Origin of the sequence: Acinetobacter sp. YH12046 (assembly GCF_013419905.1) — a bacterium.
In the GTDB taxonomy this organism is placed as follows: Bacteria; Pseudomonadota; Gammaproteobacteria; order Pseudomonadales; family Moraxellaceae; genus Acinetobacter.
The window spans coordinates 1-13,607 of the sequence record NZ_VOZF01000002.1 but is presented as its reverse complement, the minus strand read 5'-3'; the positions used below and the strand labels follow the sequence as shown (position 1 = coordinate 13,607).

The 13,607-nt window shown below is 43.0% G+C and carries 10 protein-coding genes and 1 pseudogene; 8 read left to right on the top strand and 3 right to left on the bottom strand.

From position 1 onward, the window contains the following. Positions 1 to 140: 140 nt before the first annotated feature. A complete protein-coding gene (gene hpxO, locus FTU03_RS01690) occupies positions 141 to 1,298 on the top strand; it encodes an FAD-dependent urate hydroxylase HpxO (protein WP_179992548.1) in 1,158 nt (385 codons plus the stop codon). A gap of 84 nt (positions 1,299 to 1,382) precedes the next feature. On the opposite strand, the pseudogene FTU03_RS01685 reads toward hpxO, so the two are convergent. Both FTU03_RS01685 and FTU03_RS01680 read right to left on the bottom strand, forming a co-directional pair. Then, positions 1,383 to 2,735 (bottom strand): annotated as a pseudogene (locus tag FTU03_RS01685) (8-oxoguanine deaminase). A gap of 39 nt (positions 2,736 to 2,774) precedes the next feature. Further along, positions 2,775 to 3,716, bottom strand: a complete 942-nt coding sequence (locus FTU03_RS01680) for a LysR family transcriptional regulator (RefSeq protein ID WP_179992549.1) — start codon at positions 3,714 to 3,716, stop codon at positions 2,775 to 2,777. A 281-nt stretch (positions 3,717 to 3,997) separates the two neighbouring features. Here FTU03_RS01680 and FTU03_RS01675 point away from each other — a divergent pair, with 281 nt between their 5' ends. The 7 genes from FTU03_RS01675 (at position 3,998) to FTU03_RS01645 (ending at position 12,540) form a co-directional block, all read left to right on the top strand. Continuing rightward, positions 3,998 to 5,053, top strand: coding sequence for an aromatic ring-hydroxylating dioxygenase subunit alpha (locus tag FTU03_RS01675; RefSeq protein ID WP_179992550.1), 1,056 nt, complete (start codon positions 3,998 to 4,000; stop codon positions 5,051 to 5,053). A 118-nt stretch (positions 5,054 to 5,171) separates the two neighbouring features. Next, a complete protein-coding gene (locus FTU03_RS01670) occupies positions 5,172 to 5,657 on the top strand; it encodes a nucleoside deaminase (protein ID WP_159123033.1) in 486 nt (161 codons plus the stop codon). Between the two features lie 690 nt (positions 5,658 to 6,347). After that, positions 6,348 to 7,379, top strand: coding sequence for a BMP family ABC transporter substrate-binding protein (locus FTU03_RS01665; protein WP_249365091.1), 1,032 nt, complete (start codon positions 6,348 to 6,350; stop codon positions 7,377 to 7,379). 111 nt (positions 7,380 to 7,490) lie between these two features. Further along, positions 7,491 to 9,092 carry an ABC transporter ATP-binding protein gene (locus FTU03_RS01660; protein WP_179992551.1) on the top strand — a complete coding sequence of 534 codons (1,602 nt, stop codon included), beginning with the start codon at positions 7,491 to 7,493 and terminating at the stop codon, positions 9,090 to 9,092. A 15-nt stretch (positions 9,093 to 9,107) separates the two neighbouring features. Then, positions 9,108 to 10,202, top strand: coding sequence for an ABC transporter permease (locus FTU03_RS01655; RefSeq protein ID WP_125278683.1), 1,095 nt, complete (start codon positions 9,108 to 9,110; stop codon positions 10,200 to 10,202). Positions 10,203 to 10,226: 24 nt separating this feature from the next. Continuing rightward, entirely contained in the window at positions 10,227 to 11,147 is a 921-nt protein-coding gene (locus FTU03_RS01650) for an ABC transporter permease (RefSeq protein ID WP_159123035.1), read from the top strand. A 25-nt stretch (positions 11,148 to 11,172) separates the two neighbouring features. Then, positions 11,173 to 12,540: an amidohydrolase family protein gene (locus FTU03_RS01645; RefSeq protein ID WP_179992552.1), complete on the top strand. Its 1,368-nt coding sequence runs from the start codon at positions 11,173 to 11,175 to the stop codon at positions 12,538 to 12,540. Between the two features lie 36 nt (positions 12,541 to 12,576). Here FTU03_RS01645 and FTU03_RS01640 read toward each other — a convergent pair whose 3' ends face one another. Then, on the bottom strand, positions 12,577 to 13,176 hold the full coding sequence (locus tag FTU03_RS01640; protein WP_180057384.1) for a hypothetical protein: 600 nt from the start codon (positions 13,174 to 13,176) through the stop codon (positions 12,577 to 12,579). Between the last annotated feature and the right edge of the window lie 431 nt (positions 13,177 to 13,607).

Here is a 13,607-nt window from a genome sequence, read left to right as displayed (position 1 = left end):
CTTATAAAAACAGGTTTTTAATGAATAGATGAATGCACGGCTTGTGCCAACTTTTGAGAAAAATCAGTGCATTATTTTCGAAATGGCACGCTTTTAGCTACACAGGGAGGAAGAAACACAATTTTGAGAGGAGCATATAGATGGAGATTACAATTATTGGTGCAGGGATGGGGGGATTGACCACAGGAATTGCACTAAAAAAGTTTGGGCATAAAGTCACCATCTATGAACAGGCAGAAAAGATTTTACCGGTGGGCGCGGCAATTTCACTTTGGTCAAATGGGGTAAAATGTTTGAATTATCTGGGCTTAACTGAGCAGGTGGCCAAGCTCGGTGGTCAGATGGATCAGCTGGCCTATATTGATGGTTTGACGGGCGACACCATGACCCAGTTCAGTTTATTGCCTTTGATTGAAGAAGTGGGACAACGTCCATATCCGGTGACACGTGCTGATTTACAGAACATGTTGATGGACGAGTTTGGCCGTGAAGATATTCAGCTGGGCAAGAAGATGGTTGAGCTGCAAGAACAGAAAGACGGTGTTCTGGTTAAATTTGCGGATGGTACAGAAATTAAAACAGACCTACTGATTGGCGCAGATGGAACCCATTCCATTACCCGTGCCTATGTACTGGGCGAACAGGTTTCTCGTCGCTATGCCGGTTATGTCAACTGGAATGGTCTGGTAGAAATTTCAGAAAAGCTTACTCCAGCAGATCAATGGACCACATTTGTCGGACAAGGTAAGCGCGTTTCGCTGATGCCTGTGGCAGACGGAAAATTCTATTTCTTCTTTGATGTACCGTTGCCGGTCGGTTTAGAGAATAATCGGGCAGAATATAAAACCTTATTGAAACAGTATTTTGAAGGTTGGTGTGCGCCGGTTCAGCATCTGATTGACGCGCTGGATGAACAGAAAACCAATCGGGTTGAAATTCATGATATTGAACCGTTTGCCCAGTTCTATAAAGGTCGTGTTGTAATTGTTGGTGATGCCGCACATAGCACCACACCGGATATTGGTCAGGGTGGTTGCCAGGCCATGGAAGATGCAATCTATCTGGCTCGTTCTTTACAGATTAATACGCTGGGTCTGGAAGATGCCTTGAAACGCTATCAGAACAAACGCAATGAGCGTGCCAATGAGCTGGTCTTGCGTGCACGTAAACGCTGTGATGTGACACATATGAAAGATGAAGCCGTGACCAAAGAATGGTATGAGGAACTGCGTAAAGAGCAGGGACCGCATATCATGAAAGGGATTATCAGCAATATTATTGGCAATCCTTTAGATTAATTCTGCGTTTAATCTCTTGGCAAAAAGCCCTTCATATCGAAGGGCTTTTTATATTTAAATAACAGCAATTCGCTAATAGATTTTTTAGGCCGCAAGTAAAGCTTTCGCTGCCTGACGATGTGCAGCCTGAACCGCTTCAAGATCCAGATTCAGGATTTCCCGGTCTTTAACGACCCATTGTCCATTCACCATGACATGTTCGGCACGGTCTGCACCGCACAGTAACAGGCCGGCAATCGGATCATGAATCCCTGAAAAACGCACATCATCCAGACTATAAAAAGCTAAATCTGCCTGAAAATCTGCTGCGATTTGTCCTAGGTGCTTTTCACGTCCCAGTACCTGTGCCGAGCCTTGTGTGGCCCAGGTTAAAGCACGTTCAGGCGTAATCACTTCTGCACCATATTTTAAACGTTGTAAATACATCGCCTGCCGAGCTTCCAGAATCAGGTTAGACGCATCACCCGAAGCAGAGCCATCCACACCTAGACCAATGACTGCTCCTGCTTCCAGTAGATCCATGGTTGGACAAATCCCTGAAGCCAGACGCATATTGGAATGCGGACAATGACAGATACCGACTTGAGCCCGCCCTAAGCGTTGGATCTCATCGGCATCAAAATGAATGCCATGCGCCAGTCAGGTTCTGGAATTAAGCCAGCCTACACTTTCCAGATAATCGACGGTGCGCATGCCAAATTTAAACAGACAAAATTCTTCTTCATCCAGTGTTTCGGCCAGATGGGTATGCAGACGTACATCCAGTTTTTCTGCCAGTGCAGCACTTTCTCGCATAATTTCTTGGGTGACTGAAAATGGTGAACATGGTGCAAGCGCAATATTGACCATCGCATCAGCACTACGCTGGTGATATTTCTGCACCAACCGTTCTGAGTCCAGCAGAATGGTGTCCATATCCTGTACGGTATGCTGCGGTGGCAAGCCACCAGAATCTTCACCCAGACTCATGGAACCTCGGGTCAGCATGACCCGAATCCCTAATTGTTCTGATGCTTCAACCTGAACATCAATGGCATCGGACAGCTGCTGTGGAAACAGATAATGGTGATCCGCAGCAAAGGTACAACCGGAAAGCAGTAATTCAGACAATGCAATTTGAGTGGCTAGATAATGCTGTTCAGTATTCAATTTGGCCCAGACCGGATATAAGGTTTTTAGCCATGGAAATAGCGGCGCATTGACCACGGGAGCCCAAGCACGGGTCAAGGTCTGATAAAAATGATGATGGCTATTAATCAGTCCCGGTGTAATCACCAAATTCTGGGCATCAAAGAACTGGTCATAAGGCGATGCTGGGGTTTGTCCCAAAGCCACCAGTTCAATAATTTTGCCATCGCGGATGACCAAGCCACCACGGGCATCCAGATCATTTGCGGTAAATACAGCAAGAGGATTTTTAATCCATAAGGTTGTCATATCTTTTTTCCAATAAGTTTTATTTGTGCTGCACATGAATCAGGCAGCACATGAGGCATTGAGCTGTTGTAATTTGATTTTCAAATCTTCCATCTGGTCGATCAGATGGTTCATCATGATTTGTGAGATACGGGAAATTTGCCGTTTCGGTGCCACACAAAGGGCAAGGGTCAGTGGATGCATACCTTTTTCAATGATCGGTTTAAACACCAGTTCATCACGTTCTAAATAAGGCAAAGCATCGATATAGGACAGTACCCCAATCCCTAAGTTGCGCTCTGCCAGAGAGGTAATCATGCGAATGTCATTACACTCCAGCTTTTGCTGTGGCATAAATTGGTGATGTTTATACAGGCTATAGACATAGTCATGAATGATTAAAGGGGCACAGGGAATGAGATGCTTAAAGTATAAAGTGTCGGAAAAATAGATTTTTTCTGCCTGAGCTAAAGGATGAGATTTGGCCATCACAAATCCAACCGGGATTTCCACAAAAGACATGACTTCGAGCTGATTATGACTTTTAGGATTGAGCAGAATGCCAAAATCAACTTCAGCATCCATAATCATTTTAGAGACGGTATCACTTTCCTGAATCTGGATATTGAAATTGATCCAGGGATAGTTTTCATACATATATTGTAGAGAATCTAAAACGAAACCGTCACTGAGTGCCGCAATGAGTCCGAGTTCAATGCTGCCGCGTGATAAACCCTGAATTTCATCAAAACGTACACAGGTCTGATGGAATTCTTTTTGCCATTTGAGTAAATCTGCATACAGCAATTCACCCGCTAATGTCAGCTTCAGGCCACTCGGCAACCGTTCAAAAAGCACGATGCCAAATTCTTCTTCTGCCAGAGTGATCTGACGATGAATCGCGGAGACAGAAATATAAAGCTGATCAGCTGCTTTTCTGAGGCTGCCTGTTTTGGCTACGGCAATAAAATATTCTGAAAATCTTGAAAAAGTAATATTCATAAAATCACGTCAATCCACCTGCACATCGTTTTAATCACATAATTTTCAGCTAGAAACTAAGTGATTCTGGTTCTATGTAAGTGGATAAGCGATTTCTGTGCCAATTTTCAAAGAAATGGAACAGTAAAAGTTTTGTGTTCTATTTTTTGGAACACGGGCTACGAAACATTCTAATAGACAGTAGAACAGGCATTTGGCTAATTTTATAAAAGAACAACAAGGCAGCTTAATGAAATAAAAATTTAAGCCGTTGTCATGCAATAAATATTTGTGAGTGAACTATGAATGCGATCCCGGTGCTTAATTTATTCAGTCAACCGCACTGTAGCGGCTTTGACCCATCAGACTGGAATATCCTGGCTCAGCATTGGTATCCAGTTGCCCGTATTCAGGATGTGAGTACTACGCCACAGCAGGTACAACTTCTGGATGTGAAGATGGCCCTATATCAAACTGAGAGTGGCAGCATTCATCTGGTTCGTGATATCTGTCCGCATCGTGGTGTGCCATTAACCAAAGGCTGGGTAAAGGGTGAAGAAATCATTTGTCCTTATCATGGCTTGCATTACAACACTCAAGGAAAATGCACCAAAATACCGGCTCAACCAGAACTGACGAACATATCGGATCGTTTTACCTTAACCAAATTTCCAGTGGTCTTGAAATATGGTCTGGTCTGGACCAGTCTGTTTAGCCGGGATGAATCAGAAGCTAATTTCCCTGATCTGGATACCTGGGACAGTGAAGAGCACCAATCCATCTTACCGCCATTTGTTGATATCGGTGGTTCAAGTGGCCGGCAGCTGGAAGGCTTTATTGATGTGGCGCATTTTGCCTGGGTGCATCATGAATCTTTCGCTTCACGTGATAATCCGATCGTGCAAAAGTATTCCACTTTGCGCACTCCTTATGGCTTGCATACAGAATATGTTAGCGATGTCAGCAACTATCCACATGGCTTGCAGCATCTGGCACCCGAAGGATTTTTGTGGAAACGTGTGTTTGATGTTTATCCACCATTTTCAGCGATTTTAACGGTGCATTTTCCGGAAAATGGCATCCTGAAAATTCTAAATGCCTGCTGTCCGGTATCTCATAATCAAACCCGTTTATTTGTGCCATTGACCCGTAATTTTGATACGACTGGTGATCTGCAAGCGGTTTACGATTTTAACGCACAAATTTTTGCTGAAGATCAGGACATGGTCGAAAGCCAGAAACCAGAAGAATTACCTTTGGATATCACTATGGAAGCACATTTTGAAGCTGACCGTTCTTCGACAACTTATCGCCGCATTCTGGGGGAATGGGGCCTAAGCAAACGCTATATTGTTTAAATTAAATTTCCTCCTTTATGCACCCTGGTCTGTTGGGGTGCTTTTTTATTCCATATATGTCGAAAATCCTCTTTTTAGAGGAGCTATGACCATTGAACTACTAATTTTAGAGTAATTTATGCCACAGCCTAGCCATGAGCAAATGCTATCTTTTTTAAGATTATCCAATAAGGTTGCCAAGCGGGCAATGTCTTTAGGCCATCATCCTTTTGGTGCGGTGCTGGTTGCACCTGATCATGAAACGGTTTTACTGACCCAATGTAATATTGATACGGTCAACCATGCAGAAAGTACTTTAGCCCGGATCGCAGCCAGCAATTTTACGCCGGATTATCTGGCTGAATGCACCTTATATACGGCAGTTGAACCTTGCTGCATGTGTTCTGGAACGATTTATTGGGCCAATATCGGGCGGGTGGTCTATGCCATGACCGAAGAAAAATTATTGCAATGTACTGGAAACCACAATGAGAATCCGACTATGAGTGTTTCTGCTGAGTATGTTTTTGCTCATGGTCAGAAGAATATTGAGCTGATTGGACCAATCATGGAACTTGAACAGGAAACGGTTCAATTGCAAAAAGACTTCTGGTCATCTCGGTGAAGATTTGAAATTATTCTTTTTATAATTCTACTTCATTTTATTTATATTATTTATAAGACCATAAAAACAGATTTTCTGGATTGTAGGCTCAATTTAAAACCCTGCAATCCAGTCTCTATTTTCTAAAAATACTTTCCTTAATTTTCTATTTTTAAAAATCCATTTTATTCATTCAGTGCATTGCCAATTATAAGCCATTTATTGGCGCACACGATTTAGAGCTGACGCACTTATCTAGCGCAGATCAAAAGAAAATCACAAGAATTTTTAAATTTTCAACTTTATTAATTTCTCAACCTTGAGCTGAGCTTGGTTTTCTAGCAACTTTACTCATTGTCTTAGATTGATATCTATATTTCTCGGCTTATATTCTTAACTGTTCAACTTTTTTATACTCAATACTTGGTAGTAAATAATTGTAATTTATAAAAATAAATAAAAGAACAGATCATTCTAAAAATTATAAGTGTCTTGCAATCCACCTGTTCTATTTTTTGAACTGAATTGGAATAGAAGTTGCTAATTAATAGAAATATAGCAATCAGTAAAATTTTTGATGTCGATTCAGATCTTTTAAAGCCGCTATTTATAAAACTCAAATGGCATTCACGGAGGCAATTTATGCTGAATATGTCCAAACATAAAAAGATAATGAAAAAATTTTCACTGCCTGTAATTGCGGCTGCAATTATGGGTTTGGGGATCAGTAGTCAGAGCTTTGCAGTCGATAAAGCTGCATTTGTCTATATTGGACCAACCAGTGACCATGGCTGGACGTATTCTCATGATCAGGGGCGTATTAAAGCTGAAAAAGCTTTGGGCGGAAAATTTAAAACGACTTATATCGAAAATGTACCTGAAACGGCCGATGCTGAACGTGTGATTCGTAATCTGGCACAGCAGGGCAATAAAGTAATTTTTGCGACCTCTTTTGGTTATATGAACCAGATGGAAAAAGTCGCGAAGCAGTTCCCCAATACCGTATTCATGCATGCGACCGGTTATAAGCAGGGGAAAAACCTAGGCATCTATGATGTACGTACCTATGAAGGTGCTTACATGCTGGGTGTAGTGGCAGGGCAAACCACCAAAACTAATACCTTGGGTGTCGTAGCCTCATTCCCGATCCCGGAAGTGGTTCGTAATATTAATGCCTATACCTTGGGTGCACAAAGCGTCAATCCTAAAGTCAAAACCAAAGTCATCTGGGTGAACTCATGGTTTAACCCGGGTAAAGAACGTGATGCGGCTTTGGCGCTGATTTCTCAAAAAGCTGATGTGCTGATGCAAAACACAGATTCGCCAGCAGTTGTGCAAGCTGCCCAGCAAAAAGGCGTTTATGCCTTTGGTTGGGATTCAGACATGAGCAAATTTGGTCCTAAAGCGCATCTGGCTGCTTCAGTACTGCACTGGGAAAAAATTTATACGCCAGCAATGCAGCAAGTGGCTAATAAAACCTGGAAACCTGCCGCTCTCTGGTATGGCGTAAAACAGGATGCAGTGAAAATTGAAAACTTCGGACCTGCTGTTCCTGCCAAGGTGAAACAGTCTGCTTTAAATGCACAAAGTGCGATTCATAAAGGCACATTACATCCATTCCAGGGCCCAATCTATAAACAGGATGGAACTTTGGTGATTGCCAAAGGCGGCAAAATGACAGATGAAGCGCTTGGAAAAATGAACTTCTATGTGAAAGGAGTTGAAGGTTCATTACCTAAATAATCCTTTCACTATGTGTATGACTTAAAAATAAAAGAAAGTAAATCCTGAAAAATCATCCCCCAGTCCATGAATCACTTTATGGACTGGGCCAAAATGAGTGGAGACTGAGTTATGAGCGATCTGCCTCACATGTCAAATGACATCGAAACGTCATCGCTCAATGAGCAGCAAATTCCACGACTGGAGCTGATCAATATCAGCAAAAGCTATAACTCATTGAAAGCAAATGACAGTATTAATTTAAAAGTCCAACCTGGGCAAATTCATGCCATCCTGGGTGAAAACGGTGCTGGTAAAAGTACCTTGATGAAACTCATCTACGGCGCGACCAAAGCAGATAGCGGTCATATCGTCTGGAATGGCAAAGAAGTACAGATAGAAAGTCCATCGATGGCCAGGAAACTGGGGATTGGCATGGTGTACCAGCATTTCTCCCTATTTGAAACCATGACCGTAGCTGAAAACATTTTATTAGGTCTGGATGAGAAAATAGACCTGAAAAGCTTAGCGGCTAAAATCACCGAAGTATCAGAACAATATGGCTTACCGGTAGATCCACGGCGTGAAGTTTTTTCTTTATCGATTGGTGAGCGACAACGGGTCGAAATTATCCGCTGTCTACTCCAAAATCCTTCCTTACTCATTTTAGATGAACCGACCTCCGTATTAACCCCACAAGCGGTACGTCAGTTATTTAAAACTTTGCGACTGGTGGCTTCGCAAGGTGTTTCAATTCTTTATATCAGCCATAAATTACATGAAATCAAAGAACTCTGTGATGAAGCGACGATTCTGCGTAATGGCAAAGTCACCGGCTATGTATTGCCTTCTGAAAATAGTACCAGTGAACTGGCCAAATTAATGATTGGCCGGGAATTGCCGACGTATGCGCATGTTGAATATACAGGCGAACATCGCACGCTGTTTCAGGTGAAAAACCTGAATTACGAAACTGATGATCCTTTTGGCGTGTCCTTATCCAATATTCAACTTAACCTGAATTCGGGTGAAATTCTAGGCATTGCCGGTATTTCGGGTAATGGTCAATCTGAATTACTAGCACTGCTTTCCGGTGAGCAAACGGCGAAAAGAGGTCAGGTTTTTCTACTAGATCATGACATTTCTGAACTCAGTGCAGGCCAGCGGCGTGATCTAGGCTTGGGTTTTGTCCCGGAAGAGCGTTTAGGTCGCGGTGCTGTGCCGAATATGACGCTGGCACAAAACACCCTGTTAACTGCCTTTCGTCAGGGTTTAAACAAATGGGGCTTTATCCAGTTTGAGAAAACTGTCACTTTTGCCCAGCAATGTATCGAAAAATTCGGGGTAAAAGCTGCAGGACCACAAGCGGAAGCGCGCAGCCTTTCGGGCGGGAATCTGCAAAAATTTATTGTGGGGCGTGAAATCCTGCAACAGCCCAAAGTATTAATTATTTCCCAGCCAACCTGGGGTGTTGATGTCGGTGCATCGATGTTTATCCGTCAAACCCTGATTGATCTTTCCCGTCAAGGTGTTGCGATTTTAGTGATTTCAGAAGAGCTGGAAGAGCTGTTTGAAATTAGCGACCAGATTTGTGTTCTGGCTGGTGGAAAGCTGTCGGCACCTGTCCCGGCTAAAAATACCAATGCAGAACAGATTGGCCTGCTCATGTCAGGTATTCAGGCAGATCCAGCAATATTGGCTGAATCCGAGCCTGTCCATGAAGCGCATGCGTAGAGAAGAGGTGTAAATATGCATTTATTAGAACCTAGAGAACATCCTTCTCAATTAATGAAATGGCTCTCACCTGTGCTTGCATTACTCGCCATGCTGGCGGTAGGTAGCCTATTGTTTTTAATGCTTGGAGTGAATCCTGCTCAGGCTTTATATATCTTTTTTATTGAGCCGCTAAGCTCAGTCTATAACCTGAGTGAACTGATAATTAAAGCCAGTCCGCTGATTTTAATTGCCTTGGGTCTGGCTGTTGGGTTTCGTGCCCGTCTGTTTAATATTGGTGCTGAGGGGCAGTTGGCTATGGGGGCCATCTTTGGCGGTGGTATTGCCATCCTGTTTCATGAGCAGATCGGCTGGTGGATTTTACCTTTAATGGTGATTATGGGTGCGATTGGTGGTGCAATTTGGGGCCTGATTCCAGCGCTGCTAAAAACCCATTTTAATGCGCAAGAAACCTTGACCACCTTAATGATGAACTATGTGGCATTTTTCCTGCTGATGTATCTGGTCAATGGTCCATGGCGTGATCCAGATGGCATGAACTTTCCACAATCCTTAATGTTCTCGGAAAGCGCGACCCTGCCGCTGATTATGGAAGGCACACGGATTAACGCCTCAATTTTTATCACGATCATCGCAGTGGTGCTGTTCTGGGTTTTTATCCGTAAGAGTCTGATGGCTTATAAACTGGAAGTCAGTGGTCAGGCACCTTTGGCAGCTCAATATGCAGGATTTTCAGCAAAAAAAGCCATCTGGTTAAGTTTGGGAATTTCAGGTCTGATGGCGGGGATTGCCGGAATCTGTGAAGTTGCAGGTCCAATCGGCCAGCTCAATCCGAATATTTCACCAGGTTATGGTTATGCAGCCATTATTGTGGCTTATCTGGGCCGACTAAATCCAATTGGAATCGTACTTTCAGGTTTCCTGATGGCGCTGATCTATTTAGGTGGTGAACTGGCACAAATGCAGTTGCAACTCCCAGTCGCGATTACCGGAATTTTCCAGGGCCTGCTTTTATTTTTCCTGTTGGCTTCAGATGCCCTGATTGAAAACCGCTACCGTTTTACCAAAAAGAAAATCAAAAAAACCATGACCACTGCGCAAGCAGCCTGATCCAGACAGAAGAAGGATAACAACATGAGTATTGAATTAACCGCAATTGTTGCCGGAACTGTCGCTGCGGCAACGCCATTGATCTTTGCCGGGCTGGGTGAGCTGGTAGCAGAGCGTACCGGTGTCATCAATCTTGGGGTAGAAGGCATGATGCTGGTCGGTGCCATTGCTGGATTTGCTTTCGCTAGCCAGTATGAAGCCAGTGTCGCCAGTGCCTTATTTATGGGCGGATTGGCAGGCACATTGATGGCACTGATTTTTGCATTTTTTACCTTATCTTTAAGCACCAACCAATCCGCCTGTGGTCTGGCACTCACTATTTTTGGGATTGGGATTTCAGCCTTTCTGGGACAGAATTATGTCAGTACTGCCTTACCGGGTCTGGAAAACCTAAAAATTCCGGGACTCGCAGATATTCCATTCATAGGGCCAGTCCTGTTCCAGCAAAACTATGTGGTGTATCTGTCCATACTTGCTTTTGTGCTGGTGTGGTGGGTACTGAGTAAAACCCGTTTAGGCCTGTTACTGAAAGCAGTAGGGGAATCTCCGGAAAGCGCACATGCCATGGGCTATAACGTGCTGGCGATTCGCTATGGTGCAGTCATGTTTGGCGGTGCAATGGCTGGTATTGGTGGTGCATTCTTGTCGACGGTTTATACGCCGATGTGGATTGAAAATATGGTTGCAGGACGTGGCTGGATTGCAATTGCATTAGTGGTTTTTGCTGCATGGAAACCGACGCGTTTGATGTTGGGTGCCTATCTGTTTGGTGGTGTAACGATTTTGCAGTTTCATGCCCAGGCTCTGGGTCTAGAAGTACCGAATGAACTGTTATCGGCATTGCCATATATCGCAACCATTGTCGTCTTAGTCCTCATTTCACGCGACAAGAAGTTATTGAAACTCAATTTACCAGCATCACTCGGTAAAACCTTTAGCCCTTAACCGGACAAATCTCAGGAATTACTTTATGAAAATTATGAGCGCAGATTATGTCCTGACCATGAATTCAAACCTGGACTGTATTAAAGATGGTGCCATCCTGATTGATGGCGCTCTTATTAAACAAGTAGGAACATTACAGGAATTAACTCAGCAATATCCTGAAGCTGCAGTTGACCAGTATCCCAAAAGTTTATTGATGCCGGGCTTGATTAATACCCACTGCCACTCAGGCCTGCTACGCGGTACAGCTGAGGGTTTGCCAGTCTGGGACTGGTTGCAACAGTTTATTGACCCGATGCATCGGGTATTAACGCCAGAAGATGCCAAAATTGCCTCTTATCTCTGCTATGCCGAAGCGCTGCTATCCGGCACGACTACTATTGTGGATATGTGGCGTTATATGGAGGGTAGTGCCGAGGCTGCACAGCAATTAGGCATCCGTGCAGTACTGGTGCCCTATGTGGCTGAACATCCAGATCACAACTATTTTGAAACCCTCAACAGCAATGAAGCTTTAATTCAAAAATGGCATCAAGCCGCAAATGGGCGAATTCAGGTCTGGGTTGGCTTGGAACATCTGTTTTATGCTGAAGAAAAGGCCTTGGCACGTATCCAGAAAATGTGTCATGAATATCAGACTGGTTTTCACACGCATAGCAATGAAAGCAAGTTTGATGTCGAAGAAAACCTACGACGTTATGGCGTGCGCCCGATCCAGACGCTGGAGCAAATGGGTATGTTGGATGGGCCTCAATGCCTATTAGCGCATTGTGTCTGGGCCGATTCAACAGAGATCGAAATCTTAAAACACTATAATGTGGGTGTCGCACATAATCCGATCTCAAATATGAAACTCGCCTCGGGGGCTGCACCCATTACGGAAATGCTTAAACATGGCATTGCTGTAGGATTAGGTACTGACGGCGAGAAAGAAAATAATAATCTGGATATGTTTGAAGAAATGAAAACTGCTTCATTATTGGCGAAGTTTTCCGGTTTGGATGCCGCAGCACTCGATTCATGGTCGGTCTGTCAGATGGCGACCCGTACAGGTGCCAAAGCCTTAGGTATGCAGGATCAGATTGGTTCTTTAGAAGTTGGGAAATTTGCTGATATTATTGCGGTAGATCTTGCGACATCGAGAATGACGCCTTTAATTAATCAGGGACCACTATTTAATTTACATACCAATCTGGTGCATGCAGTCCAAGGACAAGATGTGCATATGACCATGGTGAACGGCCAAGTGGTGGTAGAAAACCGAAAACTGGTACGTGCTGATCTACAAATCTTAATTGATCAGGTCAATCAGGCTGCTCCAGCCTTGTTCCAGCGACGCGCGAAATGGCTCGCAGAACAAGGAAGTGCGGTCAATGAATTACAGCGCCTGTAAATAAAGTTTAAAAACCAACCCTAACTTTAAACAGGCTTATCTATGCTCCAGAATGGATAAAAAGGCTTCGATAAAGTTAGGCAGTCTTTTATGATGGATCTGACCGACCTTGATCACTTCATAGGTTAGACCATCAGCCTGGAGGTTGTTACTTTCAGCTTTTAATTTTTGCAATGTCAACTGCAAGCCTTTTAACCATTCTTCAAGCGCCTTGATCGGAATATCATTTTTAAGATCTCCACCTTGCATGGCAGTTTTAAAATGACTCAAGGTCGTACTATCCTTAAAGCAGGCTTCCACCTGATGTTCAGTACTTTCAAATAGGTCATGCTTGATCACAAATAAAAATTTTCCAATCACTGGTTTAAGCGCGCTGAGATAAATATTTTTTTCATTCAGGGTATATCTTTTATTTCTGGTATTAATAAATTCTGAATTCCAGCCTTGGGACTCTAGAAAATGATCCATTTCAGCGAAGATGAGATCAGTGACTTGTTCCTCAATGCGTTCTGCGAGTTCCTTTAGTTCATGACTGAGCACGATCAGGTTATTTTCCAGCTTTGAGCGCTGGGATTTTTCTTCATCATGCTGCTTGGATTGGGCCAAAATGGCTTGGAAGCGTTGTTCAGGCGTCATGATTTTACTCACTTGATATACAGCCTTGATCACTTAATCATGTGACTGAAAAGCTTTAATTGCAAGCAGGAAAAGAGGGGGAATATTTGGGAAGATTTTAAAGTAAAATATATACTTTTACTGACATAAATTATTGTTTTTAAATTTAATAATTATTATTAAAATATTTTTTTATTTGGTTTTAAACTAGAATCGTTACATATTTTGTAGCGATTCAATTCAGTTAATGATCATTACTCGTTTTACTCAATATCACCCATTAAAAGATAAAACTTATATAAGGTGGTTAATAAGAATATTGATAACCCGAATCGCGGATAAAAAATTGACTTGAAAAATAAGAGGACTAGAGCCATCAGTTGAGTTACCACACAAAACTTAAAACTCTAGTCCCGATGTTTAATAGTACCGAATTATTTTGCGTAATTGAT

Excerpts from the sequence above, each read along its gene's own strand:
- FTU03_RS01645 (WP_179992552.1), top strand. The coding sequence starts at position 11,173 with ATGAAAATTATGAGCGCAGATTATGTCCTGACCATGAATTCAAACCTG.
- FTU03_RS01670 (WP_159123033.1), top strand. The coding sequence starts at position 5,172 with ATGCCACAGCCTAGCCATGAGCAAATGCTATCTTTTTTAAGATTATCC.
- FTU03_RS01680 (WP_179992549.1), bottom strand. The coding sequence starts at position 3,716 with ATGAATATTACTTTTTCAAGATTTTCAGAATATTTTATTGCCGTAGCC.
- hpxO (WP_179992548.1), top strand. The coding sequence starts at position 141 with ATGGAGATTACAATTATTGGTGCAGGGATGGGGGGATTGACCACAGGA.
- FTU03_RS01665 (WP_249365091.1), top strand. The coding sequence starts at position 6,348 with ATGGGTTTGGGGATCAGTAGTCAGAGCTTTGCAGTCGATAAAGCTGCA.
- FTU03_RS01650 (WP_159123035.1), top strand. The coding sequence starts at position 10,227 with ATGAGTATTGAATTAACCGCAATTGTTGCCGGAACTGTCGCTGCGGCA.
- FTU03_RS01675 (WP_179992550.1), top strand. The coding sequence starts at position 3,998 with ATGAATGCGATCCCGGTGCTTAATTTATTCAGTCAACCGCACTGTAGC.
- FTU03_RS01655 (WP_125278683.1), top strand. The coding sequence starts at position 9,108 with ATGCATTTATTAGAACCTAGAGAACATCCTTCTCAATTAATGAAATGG.
- FTU03_RS01660 (WP_179992551.1), top strand. The coding sequence starts at position 7,491 with ATGAGCGATCTGCCTCACATGTCAAATGACATCGAAACGTCATCGCTC.
- FTU03_RS01640 (WP_180057384.1), bottom strand. The coding sequence starts at position 13,176 with ATGACGCCTGAACAACGCTTCCAAGCCATTTTGGCCCAATCCAAGCAG.